Source organism: Pseudomonas sp. p50(2008) (assembly GCF_015351605.1).
Taxonomy (GTDB): domain Bacteria; phylum Pseudomonadota; class Gammaproteobacteria; order Pseudomonadales; family Pseudomonadaceae; genus Aquipseudomonas.
Genome location: NZ_JACMYF010000017.1, coordinates 1 through 18144 on the forward strand (window position 1 = coordinate 1; position 18144 = coordinate 18144).

The following is an 18144-nucleotide window of genomic DNA, read 5'->3' on the forward strand; positions in this document are numbered from 1 at the left end:
CGCCAACGTCGACACCAGAATCGCCTTGATCGTGTGCATGCGATTCTCCGCTTGCTCGAAGGCGATGCAGGCCGGGGACTCGAACACGTCGTCGGTGACTTCGATGCCGTTGCTCAGGTGCGGATACTGCTCGGCAATCTGTTTGCCAACCTTGGTGTCGCAGTTGTGGAAGGCCGGCAGGCAGTGCATGAATTTCGTGCGCGGGTTGCCGGTGGCTTTCATGAGTTCGGCGTTGACTTGATACGGCAGCAATTGCTGGATGCGCTCGGCCCAGGCTTCGACCGGTTCGCCCATCGACACCCAAACGTCGGTGTGGATGAAATCGACGTCCTTGACTGCCGCTTTCGGGTCTTCGGTGAGGGTGATACGCGCACCGCTTTCTTCACCGTATTGTTTGCAGCGAGCCACCAGATCGTCCGCCGGCCACAGCGCTTTCGGCGCGCAGATCCGCACGTCCATGCCCAGTTTGGCGCCGATCAGCAGCAACGAGTTACCCATGTTGTTGCGGGCATCGCCCAGGTAGGCGTAGCTGATCTCGTGGATCGGTTTGTCAGCGTGTTCGCGCATGGTCAGCACATCGGCGATCATCTGCGTCGGGTGGTATTCATCAGTCAGGCCGTTGAACACGGGCACGCCGGCAAACTTGGCCAGTTCCTCGACAATCTCCTGTTTGAAACCACGGTACTCGATAGCGTCGTACATGCGTCCGAGCACCCGGGCGGTGTCCTTCATGCTTTCCTTGTGGCCGATTTGCGAGGAGTTCGGATCGATGTAGGTGACGTTGGCGCCCTGGTCATAGGCGGCAACTTCGAAGGCGCAACGGGTGCGGGTCGAGGTCTTTTCGAAGATCAGCGCGATGTTGTTGCCTTTAAGGTGCTGCTGCTCGGTCCCGGTGTACTTGGCACGCTTGAGGTCGCGGGACAGGTCGAGCAGGTAGCGCAATTCTCTGGGCGTGTGGTGTTCCAGGCTCAGCAGGTTGCGGTTGTGAATGTTGAAAGCCATTTTGGATCTCCTCGAGTTGGGTAATCCCCTTGGCGACGCCCGACAAGCTCGCACCAAGGTTTATCAGGTTAGTAGTCGATCGGGTCGCGGATGATCGGGCAGGTCATGCAATGGCCGCCGCCACGTCCGCGTCCGAGTTCTCCGGCGCTGATGGTGATGACTTCCACACCGGCCTTGCGCAGCAGGGTGTTGGTGTAGGTATTGCGGTCGTAGCCAATGACCACGCCCGGCTCCACGGCAACCACGTTATTGCCGTCGTCCCATTGCTCGCGTTCGGCGGCAAAGCTGTTGCCGCCGGTTTCAACCACGCGCAGGGACTTGAGATTCAGCGCGGCGGCGACGGTGTCGAGAAAGCTGGCTTCTTCCAGATGAATATCGATGCCGCCGGATTTACTCTCGTCGGGGCGCAGGGTAAAGGCGACAATCTGGTTCACCACTTCGGGGAAGATGGTCACTACATCGCGGTCGCAGAAACTGAATACGGTATCCAGGTGCATCGCGGCGCGGGACTTTGGCAAGCCAGCGACGATCACTTTTTCAACGGCTTTGTGCTTGAACAGGTTCACCGCCAGTTGGCCGATGGCCTGACGGGACGTGCGTTCGCCCATGCCAATCAGCACGACGCCGTTACCGATCGGCATCACATCACCGCCCTCGAGGGTGGAGTTGCCGTGCTCCTGGTCCGGATCGCCGTACCAGATCTGGAAATCGGCGTTGGTGAATTCGGGGTGGAATTTGTAGATGGCGGTGGTCAACAGGGTTTCCTGGCGGCGTGCCGGCCAGTACATCGGGTTCAATGTCACGCCACCGTAGATCCAGCAGGTGGTATCGCGGGTGAACTGAGTGTTGGGCAGGGGCGGCAGTATGAAGCTGGAGCGGCCGAGGAACTCGCGGAACATCTCGATGGTTTTGCCGCCGAACGTGGTCGGCAGGTCATCCGCCGACACACCGCCGATCAGGAACTCGGCGGTCTTGCGCGGCTCCAGGCTGCGCAACCAGGAGCCCACTTCATTGATCAGACCCACGCCCACCGAGTTGGCGGTGATCTTGCGCTGCAGAATCCAGTCGAGGGCTTCGGGGATGGCAACGGTGTCGGTCAGCAGGTTGTGCATTTCCAGCACATCGATATTGCGTTCGCGCATTTTGGTGACGAAATCAAAGTGATCACGCTTGGCCTGCGCCACCCACAGCACATCATCGAACAGCAATTCGTCGCAGTTGTTAGGGGTCAACCGCTGGTGCGCAAGGCCAGGGGAACACACCATAACTTTTCTCAGTTTTCCCGCTTCAGAATGGACGCCGTATTTCGTTTTTTCCGCGGTCATTTCCGTGATCCTCCGGATAACAAAAAAACACCTGTCGTGGTCAATGCTCAGCCAGATTTCATTGCTGTTCTAAATACTTTTATGTTGCCGGTTGGCAAAACGTCATTGCAGTGAAGTGCCGTACTCACCCATGGGTTAAAGCAAAATTCAAGCGTAGCCGAGGAAGCTTAGTCGCTGGTTTGTTTTTTGTGCTTTGTAAGTCACCAGTACTTTCAACATGCCGCTCGACGGCGTATTACAGGCATAAACGCTATTTCTGAGTTGTCGCACTAGAGTGGATGGTTATAAAAGAAAAGTAATTACGTTGATCGGACAAGCAGGTTTTGCCTTTATGCATTAACTTAATTAAGTCGCGTAATGGTCACGCTCGGTAGTTGCGCTGGGCAGGGAGGAACAGCAATGCCACAACCGGTGCAAAAACTGCGACTTAGTGCATTGATTGCCTTGGTAGTGGGGTCGATGATCGGCGGTGGGATCTTTTCCTTGCCACAGAACATGGCAGAGCGCGCTGAAGTGGGGGCTGTGATCATCGGCTGGGCGATCACGGCGGTGGGCATGCTGACGCTGGCTTTCGTTTTCCAGACCCTGGCCAATCGCAAACCGGAACTGAATGCCGGAGTGTATGCCTACGCCAAGGCAGGGTTCGGCGACTACATGGGTTTCTCGTCCGCCTGGGGTTACTGGATGAGTGCCTGGCTGGGCAATGTCGGCTATTTCATTCTGCTGTTCAGCACCCTGGGTTTTCTATTTCCCGTCTTTGGCCAGGGCAACACACCCACGGCCATCGCCAGCGCATCGGTGCTGTTGTGGACCGTGCATTTTCTGGTGATCCGCGGGATCAAAGAGGCGGCGTTCATCAACCTGGTGACCACCGTGGCCAAGATTGTGCCGCTGATCATGTTCGTCGTGATTGCCGCCGTAGCTTTCAAGGCCGATATCTTTACCCGTGACATCTGGGGGCGGAGCAACCCGAGTTTTGGCAGCGTGATGGATCAGGTGCGCCACATGATGCTGGTCACGGTGTTCGTGTTTATCGGCATCGAAGGCGCCAGCGTCTATTCGGCTCGGGCGGAAAAACGGGAGGACGTGGGCCGGGCGACAGTCATTGGTTTTCTCGGGGTGTTGGCGTTGCTGGTGCTGGTCAACCTGCTGTCGCTCGGGATCATGGCCCAGCCGGAACTGGCCACCTTGCAGAACCCGTCGCTGGCTGCGGTCCTGGAACATATTGTTGGTCCGTGGGGGGCGGTGCTGATCAGCGTTGGCCTGGTGATTTCACTGTTGGGCGCCTTGTTGTCGTGGGCATTGCTGTGTGCCGAAATCCTCTTTTCCACGGCGAAAGACAAGACCATGCCGGCGTTCCTGACCAAGGAAAATGCCAACCACGTGCCGGTCAACGCGTTGTGGATGACCAACGTGATGATTCAACTATTCCTGCTGATCACGCTGATTTCCGCCGGCACCTATACCAAGCTGATCTACCTGGCTTCATCAATGATTCTAGTGCCGTACCTGTGGTCGGCGGCTTATGCCGTGTTGTTGAGCAGCCGAGGTGAAACCTACGAAAACGCACCGGCAGAACGAATCAAGGACTTGCTGATCGCTGGCATCGCCCTGGGGTATGCGGTGTGGTTGCTGTACGCCGGCGGGTTGAAGTATTTGCTGCTCTCGGCGTTGCTTTATGCACCGGGGGTGATTCTGTTTGCCTTGGCCAGACATGAGCAAAAACAGCCGTTGTTCACCCCGATCGAGAAGGCAGTATTTACCCTCGTGATCATCGGTGCCGGGGTGGCGGCCTATGGTCTGTACAGTCGTCTACTGACGCTGTGACGGGGCGCTTACACGCCATTTTTGGTGCGGCGTTGTTGTCTGCAAGCCTGGTCTACACTCTGTCGACTGACACATCGCAAGGGAGGCAACCATGCTCGATTACTTTGCTCTCGGCATTTTGATATTCGTGGGGCTTGTGTTGTTCTACGGGATCATCGTGCTGCATGACATCCCTTACGATATTGCTAAACACCGTAATCATCCTCATCAGGACGCGATCCATGCTACGGGCTGGGTCAGTCTGTTTACCTTGCACGCGCTGTGGCCATTTCTGTGGATCTGGGCGATGGCGTATCGCGAGGATCGGGGCTGGGGTTTCGGTGACGGGAAGTCACCACAAAGCCACGTCGTGCATCTGGAGCAACAGGTCGCCGAACTGCAACAACGCGTTGAGCAACTGGAGTCGGCAGCAGGAAGGTCGCGGGTCATTCCCACGCCGGACAATCTTGGCGGGGGGATTTGAACCATGGATCTACTGCTCATCCTGACCTACGCCGCCTTTTGCGTCGCGCTGTTCAAGATTTTCCGCATACCGCTGAACAAATGGACGGTTCCCACGGCCGTACTGGGCGGGATCATTATGATCGGCGCGTTGATCTTCACGATGAACTACAACCATCCGTACTCTGAAGTTGCGCGCTCTTATTTTGTCTCTGTGCCAGTGATTCCCGTGATCAGTGGCCAGGTGATCGATGTTCCGGTTCAGACCAACCAGCCACTGGAGAAGGGTGATGTGCTGTTTCGCATAGATCCCACACCCTTTGAGGCCCGGTTGAAATCCGTCAAGGCTCAACTGGTCGCGGCGAAAGGCGATCGTTTTCGAATCACTGAGCTGATGAAGCGCAATTTCGGTACCCAGCGCGAGCTCGATACGGCCATCGCCAGAACCGATGATTTGCAGGCGCAATTGGACAATGCGCAGTTCGAACTCGACAACACCACCGTTCGCGCGCCGAGCAAAGGCTTCGTGACGCATGTTTCCCTGCGTCCCGGCATGATGGCAAGCAGGCTGCCCTTGCGCCCCTCGATGGTATTCATTCCGGAGGAGGGGCAGTACTTCGCGGCGTGGATGCGGCAAAACAGCTTGCTGCGACTGTCACCCGGCGATGAAGCCGAAGTTGCCTTCGACGGCATTCCCGGCAAGGTGTTCCAGGGCCGGGTCAAGAGCGTCATCTCCGTCATTGCGGAGGGGCAGGTGCAGCCTTCGGGCACGCTGATCAGCTTTACCGGCTCGCCACCCCCGGGCCGGGTGCCGGTCATCATCGAAATAACAGATCCCGAATTTACCCCTTACCGCAGCCTGATGCCGGGTGGCGCCTATGGGCAGGCGGCACTCTATAGCCAACACTTCCACCACATCGCAATGATGCGCAAGATCCTGCTGCGCATGTCGGCCTGGATGAACTACATCTTCCCGTTTCATTGATGTCCGTGCGTGATCTTTCAGGCGGCAAGGAGCATGGCGAAGTAACCGAAGACGGTGAGCAGGATGCCCGACACGGCGAACGCCACCGGGAACCCCACCCACGGCACACTGCTGCCAATCTCTGCAGCCGCCTCGCTGCAAGGGCCGGAGTGGCTGCGAGCACCCGCCATGCCGCCCATCAGGACGGCCGGATTGATCTTCATCAGGTGATAACCGACGACCCACACCGCAAAGGGTGGCAGCAGGCAGACGACGAAACCCACGGCGAAGATCTGTACGGCGAGGGTGCCCGTGAGCTGGCTCAACAGGGTTGCGCCGGCATTGACCCCGACGATGGCGACGAACACCAGCAGGCCCATGTCTTCGAGGATGTTCCGTGCCGCGTTGGGCGTGTTGCCGAAAAAACGCAAGCGTGAGGACAGCGATGAAACGATGATCCCTGACACCATCAGGCCGCCGGCGTTACCCAGGCCTACGGCAGCGCCAAAGGCCGGGAACTGGATAAGGCCGATCAACAGGCCGTACATGAACAGGTAGTAGAAAAGGTTCATGGTGAACGTGTCGATCTTGAAGGTGACGCCATACAGGGAACCTGCAATGGCCACCGCGCATCCGACCAGGATGGCGCCGGCAACCATGCCTAATCCATAGCCCTTGATTGTGATGCGCCCGATCAGCACCGCCAGGCTGACCACCCCGAATAACAGCATGTAAGGGTTGGCATTGAGAAACGTGAAGAGTGCTTGCACGTATCGATCTCCTGGGCGGTCCTTCAATGGATCGCTGTGCAGTTGGGTCGGGAGTTGGGTGAGCAGCGCCAGTTCCTCAATATGGAACAGGCGAGTGGCGAGGAGATTGTGCTCGCTGGAAGCTCTTCTTAAGTGAAGCATTACACCCGGAGGCGGCCCGCCGGGTGCAGCCGCTAAGGCAAGGCGTAGGCGCTGAAGAGTTTTTTCGCCGAATCGCTGATGCCTCCCAGGTACTTGTCGTAAGCCTGTTCGATCTCGCCCGAGCGATACATTTCACTCAGTACCGTATCGACCAGCAGGCGGAAGTCTTCATCGCCGCGCTCGACCATCATCGATGCCGGCGCGTACTCGTAGATACGGCCCAGCACCACCAGCTCGCCGTTGGGGTAGTCCCTCGCGATACGGCTTTTCAGCAGTATGCGATCGGCGAAGAACGCATCGGCTTTACCGTCGGCGACCAGCTTGATCCCGTCGTCGTTATTCTTCACCGTGACCAGGGTGGCGATCACGCCGAGTAAACGCATCTGCTGGCGTACCCACTGCTCCGTGACGCCACCTTCGGCGGTGGCGTAGGTTTGCCTGGCCAGGCCGTTGTTGATTGTCGCTCGCCAGGTTGGGCCGTCATTCGCCACCTCGCCGTTGAGTACCTTGATCAAGGCTTCGGGTGAGTGTTTGTGGACCACGGCAGAGAGTCCCGCCGTGTAGACCGGTATCGAGTAGCTCACTGATTTGCGTCGCTCCAGCGTAGCGGCCGTCGGCGTACAGAGGATGTCGATTCTGCCGGAGCTGACGGCGCTCACCTCTTCGGCAATCTTTATCGCCTCGAGGCGCACCTGCAACGACGGCAGTCCCAGTTCGGTCTTGACCTGGTCAGCGATTTTCAGGCACAGATCCATGGCGTAACCATTGGCCTTGTCACCGACGCGGGTGCTGAACGGAGCGAAGTCCGGTAGGTAGCCCAACGTCAGGGTGTTGCTGGCGCGCACACGCTCCAGGGTATCGGCACCGGCTATCACCGGCAGCATCGAGAGCACGCAAGCGAGCAGCATGCTCAACGGTTTGGTCGATAACAGGTTCATAGGCTGTTCCCCCTATTCAGATCAGCTACCGGTTCGTTGACAAATCGCTTGGCGAGGAAGCCATAGAGCAAGTAGCCGAAGGCCAGGACCAGCGTGCCGCCCATCACCGCATCCTTGCCGCAGGCGTACAAGGCATACAACGAGTAGGCCACCGCAATCAGCAACACCACCAGGTTGCGCGTGTACACCGCAGACCCGACGTTGGCTTTGTGCATGATCACCAGCAGGCCGGTGAGCGCTGTTATGTACGGAATCAAGTTGGTTACTGCCGCCAGACTGACCAGTTTGCTGAACTGCGCAGCGGCATCGGGGGAGATGGTCGACAGGGCCATCAGGGTCTGCAGCGCGCCGCAGGCAATCATGCCGACGACAGGTGCGTTCATGGAATTAACCTTGCTGAACAGTTTGAGAAACAGGTTCTGGTCGGCCGTCATCTTGGCGGTTTGCGCCAGCGTAAATTGCCAGCCCAACAGCGAACCCACACAGGCCATCACCGCCAGCGCCATGATGATGTTGCCCACCATCGGGTTGAAAATTTTTGCGTAGACCAGCGCGAACGGCGCCGAGGAATTGGCCAGCTCGGCGTTAGGGATGATGCCCTGGATGACAGTGGTCGAAAGGACGTAAACCACCGCTGCGCCGAGCGTCCCGAACAGACAAGCCAACGGCACATTGCGCTTGGGATTCTCCACCGCATCGGTGGCCTGAGCGGCCGACTCCATGCCCAGGAAGGCCCAGAGGGTCAGCGGGATGGCTTTGGAGATGGCTTCGGAAATGGGCAGGCTATTGGGGTTCCAGGCGGCCACCAGTACATCGGGCTTGAACCAAAACCAGCCAATGATGCTCAAGCCGGCCACCGGTATGATCACGCCCCAGACCGTGAAAGCCCCGATCTTGCCGGTGATGCCGGGTCCCCCGAAGTTGGCGACGATGGTCAGCCAGATCAACCCGACCGTGCCGACGAACAGGGGAATGGCACCGCTGCTTAGCCAGGGAAAAAAAGCGGACATATAACCGACCGCGGAAATGGCCACCGCCACATTGGCGATCGCCAGCGACAGAAAATACAGGTACGAACACAGGAAAAAGCCTGATTTGGAGTGGGCTTCTTCGGTGTACGCGGACAAACCGCCGGATCGCGGACAGAACACGCCGCACTGAGCGAAGCAATACGCAATGGCCATCGAACCAATTGCAGTAAAGACCCACGACAACAGTGAAACGGCACCCAGTTGAGCCATGTTGGTGGGCAACATGATAATGCCAGACCCCATCATGTTGACCGTGACCAACGTCGTGAGCCCCATCAGGCTCATTTTCTTGCTTGAATCAGCCATCGCACACTCCTTGCTCGGATGAACAGCCGGTGACGCTGGGGCCTGCGGGTTACTGCGCCGCGAGGGGAAGGGTTGAAACTTGTTGGTTGAGACTTGGTTCGTCACGCTCTCAACATGGAGTGGCAAGTAACCCGCCCACCGAGCTCGACATTCAATTCGTGACACTTCACCGACAGGTGACGAAGATGCCAGGGTCGTACTTGTGCGGGTTCAGCAACAGAAGAGGGCAGTCGTTTTTCCTCGGGCTGAACTGTTCGTCGTTCAGCGTCGTCGTCGAAGAAATCTTGGGGTGTACTCGCGAAAGAATTGGCGAGAAACCGGGAAGGTGATCAGAACCGTATCGTGAGCAACGACTTTCAAAGCACTCATTGACAAGGTCTCCCAATCGGCAATTACGCCGGGTCGTTTCAGGGTAGATGCCTGGCTGTTCACAACGATGAGTTTGAAACCGGAACATTTGACATATTGTGTATAGATCAAATCAGAAAATCTGATCCCGGAATTACGACGCCCTCACACCCAGACGCACGTTCAGCGGCCTTAAAAGTAACCGAAACCGTGACACGCGTTCGTCGGCTTGATGACATGACAGTCACGAAACGGACTGTTCTTTCTCGCTAGATCGCTGATTAAACTAAAAAATGCGCAACGCGATGACGCCCTTGTTGAAGACGGTTGCTGTAGTTGAAATGGGAGTGAGGGGGCGTCAGACCGATTGTCGGATCGTCGTAGAAGCGGGCAGTTTTGATAGAGGAGGGTGGCCGCTCAAAACATCAGAGGCCGTACGACACATGATGGAAACCCAGCCAAAAAAAGCTAGGGCGTAAAGCCCTAGCCGATAGCAGTTGTCACTTTTTCTTCTTCGCTGGCTTGTCTGCCTTCTCTGATTTCTTCGCCTTTTCTGGCTTGCTATCAGCTTTTTTTGCAGACTTCTTCGGTTCGGCATCTTTTTTCTTGTCTTTCTTTTCAGAAGACTTCGAAAGAGCCGAGGCTGCTGCTGATTTCTTTGCCGGTGATGCCTTCTTGTCTTTCATGTCCTTGCTGGCTTTAGAAGCTTCACCTTTGGTTTTCTTATCGTCTTTAGCCACGTTGACCACCTCTCGGAGTATGCCTTTGTTGGCAAATTGCCTATGGGATTTTCCACAAGCTGATCATTAGGCGAGCGCGTCGAAAAGCGGTTCAACTTTTTTGATGTGTGGCATCACGACCATCGCCGGCGAAAGGACTCCGCGACAAGAACGGTAAGGGGAGTGCGCTAATGGCTATCGGGAGACGAGTTTATTAAAGCGCTCACGCGCGATCTGAGGTCATTCAGACTAAAAGGCTTGGTTAAAATCCCGGTGGTCGCATCGACCGTGACCAATCTCGCGCCACCCGCGAAGCCGGTGATAAAAAGCACTTTGAGTTTCGGATACCTGGCCCTGAGTTCGGCCGATAAACCGATTCCGTTCATTGATCCAGGAAGGCCTATATCGGTTAAGAGTAAATCCAGATGCTCGATATTTTCCGCTTGCTTCATTGCTGACACGCTATCGACTGCTTCAATGACGTGATAACCGATTTCGGATAAAAGCTCCGATGTTGTCTGCCGAACGACCGCTTCGTCGTCCACCAGCAAAACAGTTTCATTATTGCCGAATGGTTCTGGGTGATGAGATTTGTCCGAGGCTTTCTGAGCGTCATCAGGAGGCGAATTGTCGACTGGAAAATACAGGGTCACCGTTGTTCCAACACCCACACTGCTGTGAACTTTTACCTGGCCACCTGATTGCTGGGTAAATCCGTAGATCATCGAAAGACCTAATCCTGTTCCTTCACCAATCTTCTTGGTCGTAAAAAACGGGTCGAATATGCGCGACAAGATGTCAGGATTGATGCCAGTACCTGTATCGGTGACGGAGATGCTCACATAAGCCCCAGGAGGCAACATTTTGTCGGAGGAGGACGCTTCATCCATGACGCATCGATCGACCTCCAGACCAATCGCTCCTCCTTCCGGCATTGCGTCTCTGGCGTTGATCGCAAGATTGAGCAAGGCATTCTCCAGCTGGTTGAGGTCGCACCGGATACGATCGTTTGCACGGAACGAGCACTCGACAATGATGCTGGGCCCGACCGTACGACGAATGAGGTCTTCAAGGCCCGCCACTACTTGGCGAGGTTCCAACAGTTCGGGCTCGAGTGATTGCTGACGAGAAAACGTCAAGAGACGTTGCGTTAGCGCCGCCGCCCGAGAAGCAGAGGTCATCGCCAAGGCGTTAAAGCGAGCCAGGTCGGAGAAACGGCCAGCGTCTATGCGTCGCTGCATCAGCTCCAGACTACCCATGACACCCGCCAACAGATTATTGAAGTCATGGGCTATGCCGCCTGTCAGTTGCCCGACAGCTTCCATTTTCTGACTTTGCCGAAGCTTGGATTCCATCACGGCGCGCTCATGCTGTTCGTCCTCAAGTTGCTGAGTACGTTGCGCGATACGGTCTTCGAGCAAGTCATTCCATTCGCGCAGTGCGCTTTCCAGCTGCACCCGATCGCCGATGTCCTCGAAGGTGCCATACCATTGCTCGCATTGTCCGGCTGCATCGAAACTGCATAGCGCCCGAACTCTAAACCAACGGTAATCGCCAGCCTGTTTTCGCAAGCGTATTTGTAAATCGAAGGGCTGCAGCGTGCCCAGTGACTGAGTCCACAGTGCGGCGATTGACACCTGATCCGCTGGGTAAGCGGCGTTGGCCCATTCGCGTTCCAATGTTTGCGCAGGTGACAATCCGGTGTATTCATACCAGCGTGGGTCAATAGAGAGAAGATTGCCGTCCTTGTCAGCAGACCAGGGCCATAGCGGATTCAACTCGGCTGCGATGCGGTAATGTCGCTCGCTTTCACGCAATCTTTGTTCCGTAAATCGCATGGTTTCCTGGGTGTTCGAACGCTTCAACACAGCGCCCAGCAAGTTGCTGTAACTCCGGAGGAAGTCGATATCGCTGTCTGTAAACTCACGGGGAATGCGACTATCAACCTCGAAGATTCCGAAGGGGCGTTCACCCTTGGCGCCATGGACTAAAACATTGACGAAGGCTTTTACCCCGTTGTCCTTCTGAAAGTCGTGATAACGGAAACGGGTTTCCGTCGCAATATCTGTCGAGACGACGGGCGCATGGGTATTGAGGGAGTACAACTCCGGACTGTCTTCAGAGGCTTTTACTCGAACTTTCCCAACGACATCGGGCGCCCAACCCACGCCATTCCTCACGAAGAATGTGATGCCGTCTCCTTCGAGCAGCATAAATTTGGCGAGATTGGTTTCGAGGGCGTCGCCGACTAATCGACAGGCCTCATCGAGGATGTGTTCCAGGTCATCTGACGCCAAGGCAAGCTCGCCAAATTTGGCAAGCACTTTGCGCTGGCGAAGTAGCGTGTCCTCGATTGTCATAGGTTCACCAATGAGGGGTTTTAGTATCCGAGGCCTGAGCGCAGCCCAGGTTCAATTTCCATGATCGGTACGCCCTCCGCTAAAGAACAACGCTTTAGTTGCCGCTTATCAAGTCTAGTAAACATCGAGGCTTTGGTATGGAGATCGGCGTAAGGCTGCGTCGATGGACGTCTATGAACCGTCAGTCGTATACGCGTGTTCTCAATGGAACCATCCGCGTGAATCCACTCGTCGCGAGCGCTGTAGTTTCATTATTTCAGGCGGGCACCAACAATCCCGTGATAGTGATCGCATGTCCGGAGGCGGACAGGGGACGAATCGGGGAGGGGAGTTCGCCAACGATAAACAGGACATGTCCAAACCAGGCCAGAAAGGTGGCCAGGCTTCAGGCGGACAACAGTCCCGCAAGCCAGATCAATCGTCCAGCAGTGGACGCGATAGCAATGTTGCTGATGACGATTCATCCGATATGGGGCGCAAAGACGGCGGGATGAGTGGCGGTGGAGGACACAAACCCTAATGCGCGCTGACATTATCAAGCCCCGAACCTTTCGGGGCTTGATTTAGATTTGTAGATCAAACGGCAAACGCGTAACCCGAGGATGTCGACGGTATTGGCGTGCACTGGATGGTGAGCGAGGGTAGGAAGATCCATCAATAAAAAGTCGCCGATGGATTATCAGAGTCGAGATACCTTGAAGGGCGGGTATTTCCAAACAAACATAACTCTACTAAATAGCCGTTTAGTGTAGTTAGCTAACGATCTTCATATATAGGGGCAGGGTGGATCTAACTGATGATTGCAGTTGTTGCTGACAGAAAAATGAAAAAGATGATAAACGCTGAAGTTTCAGTCCGCAATTCCTGATGATTACGCAGCGATACGGAGCCTTTTAGACCCTTGGAACGCCAGGCGGACCGGGATAACACCGAGGTTCAGAAACTGGCTTTTTTGATTTGTTAAGTAGCGTAAGGAGTAAGTCAGATTGCTGATCAGACATCCAGACACTGTAGCCGGCCTACAAGGTGTTGGCTGGCAGGAAAAGCTCTCAAGCCGCTAATCGCAGGTACGCGCCTGAACATTCCACACCTGCGTGAAGATTACCCAGCATTGTCTTTCCTGCGTATGGCAGTACTTGAAATCTGCGCACGAGTGCCATGCTGAATGCCGCAGATTTCACACAGCGACGTACATGCCGTGCGTATGCCGTGAGTAGATTTGTAAACAACAGGCTGACCATCAATAGCTGCGTCAAACCAAACGACTCTGTGAATCTGAACACGGGGCACGCATTGCCAGACTCGGAAAAGCTTTTCCGGGATAACTACGCGGAACATCAGCAGGTTTATGGGCGACGGCAAAAAGCTCAGGCAGAAATTTTAGCTTCTGGAAGATTTCCAGAAAGGTGTGATCTGTCAGCAAGTCCAAGAGCGTGAAAGAGGTCTGCTGATCACCAGCCAGAAATGTCACGGTGAATGCTTTTCATGCTAAAAACGCCTATATGCGAAATCCGGTCCTGGAGGTGAAAAGCGGGCTTCCAGATCTGCGTGCAACCGGGCTAATCTTGTAACCTAGTATTACGTGTAATGTATATTATGTTAAATGATGTGTCTGGATCGTTTCTGAGTAGCTGTCAGCGTTTCCTAAAGATTGGACGGAAATTTTCTGAATCTGGACGCTTGAACCTCAGGAAATTCAAAGGCTTGTCCCTGCTTGATCGACTCCCTGCCCCTCGGATCATTTTCTTATAATGGACGCTCTTTGCTCGGAAGCTTCAAACCTCAGAACCTCCATTCAATGAATCGTACTCCTTCTTTTGGCCTGTCACACATCCTCCCATCGGCGGATCGCTAGCAGACGACAAACGTATCCTACGTGCCGGACACATCAGGTTCCCGGACTACACTGATCCTGTAGCTAACAAACGTGCTAATCCCATGAACAGGATGTCAAACCCATTCCCGATTTTTCCGACGATGTCTGCGTTCGTGCGTTGTTTAAACGAAGGCATGGATTTCCCGGCAAACATCCATGTACTGCGACGGTTATCCGAAGTTGATCCATCATGCCTCCCATTCGAAATGTGCCGTCACGCTGCGGATTTCATACTTGAATCAATGCAGACGAAGCAAACACCCTGGGCTAGTCGATACCTGGACTACACGTCTGTGCTGCAGATGGCGCTGAACTGGAGTTTCTTGGTTGCCCGGCAACCTATGACGGAATGGGATAGTGAGAGCCTCACGCGATTTTTGCACTTCATAAATAAGCCAGACGACAGTTGGATCTCTCAGATTACGGCCGGATGTCGCTTCGTGTTCCGTGGCCAGCCAGTTTTAACGAAACAGCCAATTAATCCGGCTTGGCGCCCATGCTATCGACGCGCCCCCGAGACCCCAATCGTCAGCACAGTGATGCGCAAGGTGCACGGAATTACTTACCATTTCCTCAATTATTTGTGGCGTGCAGGGGTTCGGGGGCAACCGGCACCGGTCATGGCTAAGCCTCCGGATACCCCACCAAATAAGGGACTGGACGCTGCAAATCTTTCGCCCCTCGAACTAGATTGGCTATTCGCACATCTTGAGAACTGGCGCTTTAGCAAGCCTGAATACGAGCTTTGTCGATCCATGTTAGGTGTGGCGAGATTCACGACTATTCCGCTGGCTGACTTATCTCGGGACGGCCCGCACGTGGGGTTGCTAAGCCAGTTTTTGATTTATCCGCGCCCGCCCAAGCCAGGTGATGCGTCTCGCAGCAGCCACTGCGTATTCATTGATAACCCAGGGGCACCTCTGGAAACTGAGCGCCTGCTATGCCATGAATTCATTCTGATTTTGAAGGACTATGTTGAATCTCGAGGGCTGCCGACCAGAGATCCGCTTCCTGATGTCTGTACATTGACAGAAGGTCGGAGGTCGAAAGGCATGGCTACCTGCAGTGTCCAGGACTTAATCCGGCGGCATCGGGTCGCTATTGCCGATGCAGCAAGGAATGATGAGACGCTACTAGGTGCAACAGAAACTGCGGCAAAACTCGCCCAGTTGACGTTCAGCCAGGTACGGCGTTCGGCGCGCGCAAATCGGCAACTCGCGTGTAAGAAAAACCAAGATTCCTAGATGATCTCAAATTCTGCTTGTCGCTTCATATGACTTGCCAGAGCTGCCTACTAGCACTGATAGGTCGTTGCCGAGAACTACAGTTTGCCCCTCGCGAGCGCCCTGCTCCTCTCAACTATGGCACCCACTCTGGCAGTTTGGAGCTACCAGGTTTGTCGATGATGATCGCCAGGCTTTGCTTGGCCCGCGTAGCAGCAACATAAAAGGCGGCCGCCGGCGTTGATTCAAGGAAGGTCTGCTTCTGAATGAAAGCCTTGATCGGCGCCGTTGGCATGATCAGCACACGCTCGAACGTGGCGCCTTTTGATACCTTAAAATTCATGAAGTCCAAAGCGAACTCCTTACCAGAAGCTATGGTGCTGCGCAGGCACTGAGGTCGGTACCGCTCGACGTATTGGTCGACATGATTTGAGTGCACCAGGTACACGCCATCATGTTCAGACACCACATGGTTCTCTGACGTGGTTCCTGGAAAGCCCCATGACGCATCAAAAATGGAGTCAGAGAACGTCGCGATCTCAGTTCGGCAGCGGTAAGTCGTGGTCGCGTAGTTAATGCTCAAGAGCCCTCCCTTTTCGCGCACAAGGAACCATTCAAGCGCACCTGCGTACCCGTACTGCTTGTTTTTCTGTCGTCGGGGGTTGGTCGAGAGCACCGCCTGGCGCACGTCACCGACCATGCGAACGTCGATCCGTGACTCAAGCAACTCATGGATGATTTCCCAGTCGTAACCACTGAGATCTTGCACTTCGTCGATTAGAATCTCGTCGTAGAGACATTCCAGTCTGCGTATCAATGCTGGGGTCGCCGCCATCAGCTCACGTGCGAGGCGGCCAAGCTCACATGCGTAGATCTGGTTGCTACCATCCATGAATCTCTGCTTGTCCTTCGCGTACATGCTGGGGCGACCCTCGAAGTTGAAGCCCCCTACCCGCTCGCCCGTAAATTTGAATGGCAGGAACGGTTTTGCAAAGTGGCGAAGCAAGAATGTGTACCAGCCCAGAACATCAAGATTGTGGCGATCGCCAACCTGGGAGCCAAGTCGATGGATCAGTTCCTGCTGATTCGTCTGGGTGAACGTGACAATGAGCACACGCCGGTCGGTAGGTAGCACATTGCAGTGATCGACCAGTCCCTGAGTTTTGCTACCACCAGCGACGGCCAAGGTCAGAAGGTTAGGCATGGTGGATGAACTCCGCCGCAGCCTTCATATACGCAGGTGGGCTCAGCACCTCAGCCGACTCAGCCAGTCGAATTGCCCCTTCTGTTTTCTCTCGCGCCATCCAAATCAATAGGGTCGCTCCCGCATTGACGCCAAGCATCTTGCGTAGCTGGGGCTCGCCATTCGCCGTAATGATCTGAGGCTCGAGTGTAATTCCGTCAGCCACGGCACCGATGAACAGATCTCTGCGCTTATCCTGCAGCCACTTTTCAACTGGTTTACGTAGTTCCGCTGGGTCAATGCCGTCGTTGTCGCGCATCACCGCTACAGGCTTGTTGATTGCAGCGCAAAGCTCAAGGCATCGCGCCAATGCCAGCCCGCGCATGCTGATGACATCTATGCCGTGGGCCATCGGAAGTGCGCCGAAGCAATCCTTGTAGACGCGCTCGAAAATGATTTCATCGGATGGGCCTTCGACCAAGACGACCTTTTTCGCTAACACTAGGCGGAGGGTGTCGTAGCCAGGCAGCCTTTGGAAATAGCTCACTGTGTCTGGATGAAGTTCTGTGATTTTGGACGCGCTGTTACGGTGTAGAAGCAGCAATGCGTCGAGGCCGAGCCTATTCAACACGTATGTGCTGTGAGTCGAAATGAAGAGCTGCTGCTCTTCCGTGGCCAGATCTTCGATGCGATTGAGTAGAGTCGTCAGGCTCGTGTGAGATAGATGGTTTTCGGGCTCCTCGATCATAACGATGTTCGCCTTCGCGGAATGACGCTTCATCGCGAGAGAGATTTTAATCGCAGCCTGTTGACCCTGACCTGCCATCGCGAATGGGAGTCCGTCGACATGTGGAGTAACAACGCTTTCCCAAGACGTACGAGACGTCTGATCCATTGCTAGCGCCATAGGCTCTGACTGCAGCGCAGCGCCCAGACCGGAAAGTCGCTTGTTCACCGGCGCCAGCGCACCATCAGTCATGGATGCTTTGATACCGCGGTAGTCCAGCGAGATTTGTGCCTTCTCGGACGTTTCCAAGTGGTCGCTAAGGATCTGGCGGAGATGGTAATCAACGCCGGCGGCGGATTTGACCGTGCGAGAATCGATGGTGGCCACGGAGAGCGCCCGCGGCCGACGTGTGAGTTCGCTATCGGCGAAGGAGCGCCATTCGTAGGTGTAATACTCGACGGGAAGTAGCGCAGATGGGTTTTTCAGCCATTCATCCAGCTCGTCCTTGTACTCCTCGTTGGGGAATATGGAGAGAAAGACACCAGGACAAGCGTTCGTTGGAACGTCGGCATTCACTGCGCCCAGCAGCCCCTGTAGTTCATCCGTGTCTTGCAGATAGAGCTCGATGAGAATCTGCGGGAGCGCCGGCTTCATTCCAGTTCTTCTTAGGGTCAGAAACTCGGCGACCACCTCGGTGTTAAACCAGTGAGGGTTCAGCTCCTCCAGGATCCCCTTGCCACCGATCCGCCCGTTGAGCGCCAATGAGATGGCCTCCATTAAGGTGGACTTCCCGGCGTCGTTGTCTCCGACCAGGATGTTCATACCCGGGTTGGGCTTCAGCAGGAAATCTTTGTAGATGCGGTACCCACGGATGCGGATTTTGGTGATCACGTTCGACTTCCTCGGCGAGTTGATACTATATGGCGCTTTGATGGCCGGGTTGCCTGATGCTATAAGCGAAGC

13 protein-coding genes are annotated in these 18144 nt (G+C 55.3%); 4 read left to right on the plus strand and 9 right to left on the minus strand.

The window, feature by feature from the left end:
- Together H7698_RS30175 and arcA are read right to left on the minus strand one after the other, a co-directional pair.
- Positions 1–1002 (minus strand): ornithine carbamoyltransferase (locus tag H7698_RS30175; RefSeq protein WP_194693815.1); only part of this gene is annotated, 1002 nt, incomplete at its 3' end.
- A 68-nt stretch (positions 1003–1070) separates the two neighbouring features.
- Positions 1071–2327 (minus strand): arginine deiminase, encoded by a 1257-nt coding sequence (arcA, locus tag H7698_RS30180; protein WP_194693816.1) that lies wholly within the window; start codon positions 2325–2327, stop codon positions 1071–1073.
- Between the two features lie 399 nt (positions 2328–2726).
- Between arcA and arcD the strand changes: the two genes are divergently transcribed.
- The 3 genes from arcD (at position 2727) to H7698_RS30195 (ending at position 5580) form a co-directional block, all read left to right on the plus strand.
- Positions 2727–4154 (plus strand): arginine-ornithine antiporter, encoded by a 1428-nt coding sequence (gene arcD, locus H7698_RS30185; protein WP_194693817.1) that lies wholly within the window; start codon positions 2727–2729, stop codon positions 4152–4154.
- A 91-nt stretch (positions 4155–4245) separates the two neighbouring features.
- Positions 4246–4617 (plus strand): DUF3302 domain-containing protein, encoded by a 372-nt coding sequence (locus H7698_RS30190; protein ID WP_194693818.1) that lies wholly within the window; start codon positions 4246–4248, stop codon positions 4615–4617.
- A 3-nt stretch (positions 4618–4620) separates the two neighbouring features.
- Complete coding sequence (locus tag H7698_RS30195; RefSeq protein ID WP_194693819.1) at positions 4621–5580, plus strand: HlyD family secretion protein; 960 nt, start codon at positions 4621–4623, stop codon at positions 5578–5580.
- A gap of 17 nt (positions 5581–5597) precedes the next feature.
- Here the strand turns inward: H7698_RS30195 and H7698_RS30200 are convergent, their stop codons facing one another.
- From H7698_RS30200 to H7698_RS30220, 5 genes are all read right to left on the minus strand, one after another.
- Positions 5598–6329, minus strand: a complete 732-nt coding sequence (locus H7698_RS30200; RefSeq protein WP_194693820.1) for a hypothetical protein — start codon at positions 6327–6329, stop codon at positions 5598–5600.
- A gap of 173 nt (positions 6330–6502) precedes the next feature.
- Positions 6503–7408 (minus strand): amino acid ABC transporter substrate-binding protein, encoded by a 906-nt coding sequence (locus tag H7698_RS30205; RefSeq protein WP_162438020.1) that lies wholly within the window; start codon positions 7406–7408, stop codon positions 6503–6505.
- Positions 7405–8745, minus strand: coding sequence for a putrescine-ornithine antiporter (gene potE / locus H7698_RS30210; protein WP_194693821.1), 1341 nt, complete (start codon positions 8743–8745; stop codon positions 7405–7407). Before potE ends, H7698_RS30205 begins: the two co-directional genes overlap by 4 nt.
- 848 nt (positions 8746–9593) lie before the next feature.
- Positions 9594–9842 carry a hypothetical protein gene (locus tag H7698_RS30215; RefSeq protein ID WP_194693822.1) on the minus strand — a complete coding sequence of 83 codons (249 nt, stop codon included), beginning with the start codon at positions 9840–9842 and terminating at the stop codon, positions 9594–9596.
- A 158-nt stretch (positions 9843–10000) separates the two neighbouring features.
- Positions 10001–12172 carry an ATP-binding protein gene (locus tag H7698_RS30220; protein ID WP_194693823.1) on the minus strand — a complete coding sequence of 724 codons (2172 nt, stop codon included), beginning with the start codon at positions 12170–12172 and terminating at the stop codon, positions 10001–10003.
- A 1938-nt stretch (positions 12173–14110) separates the two neighbouring features.
- On the opposite strand from H7698_RS30220, the gene H7698_RS30225 reads away from it, so the two are divergent.
- On the plus strand, positions 14111–15292 hold the full coding sequence (locus tag H7698_RS30225; RefSeq protein WP_194693824.1) for a hypothetical protein: 1182 nt from the start codon (positions 14111–14113) through the stop codon (positions 15290–15292).
- Between the two features lie 115 nt (positions 15293–15407).
- On the opposite strand, the gene H7698_RS30230 is transcribed toward H7698_RS30225, so the two are convergent.
- Both H7698_RS30230 and H7698_RS31765 read right to left on the minus strand, forming a co-directional pair.
- On the minus strand, positions 15408–16475 hold the full coding sequence (locus H7698_RS30230) for a UvrD-helicase domain-containing protein (protein ID WP_194693825.1): 1068 nt from the start codon (positions 16473–16475) through the stop codon (positions 15408–15410).
- Positions 16468–18072 (minus strand): ATP-dependent nuclease, encoded by a 1605-nt coding sequence (locus tag H7698_RS31765; RefSeq protein WP_194693826.1) that lies wholly within the window; start codon positions 18070–18072, stop codon positions 16468–16470. Before H7698_RS31765 ends, H7698_RS30230 begins: the two co-directional genes overlap by 8 nt.
- Positions 18073–18144: the final 72 nt, after the last annotated feature.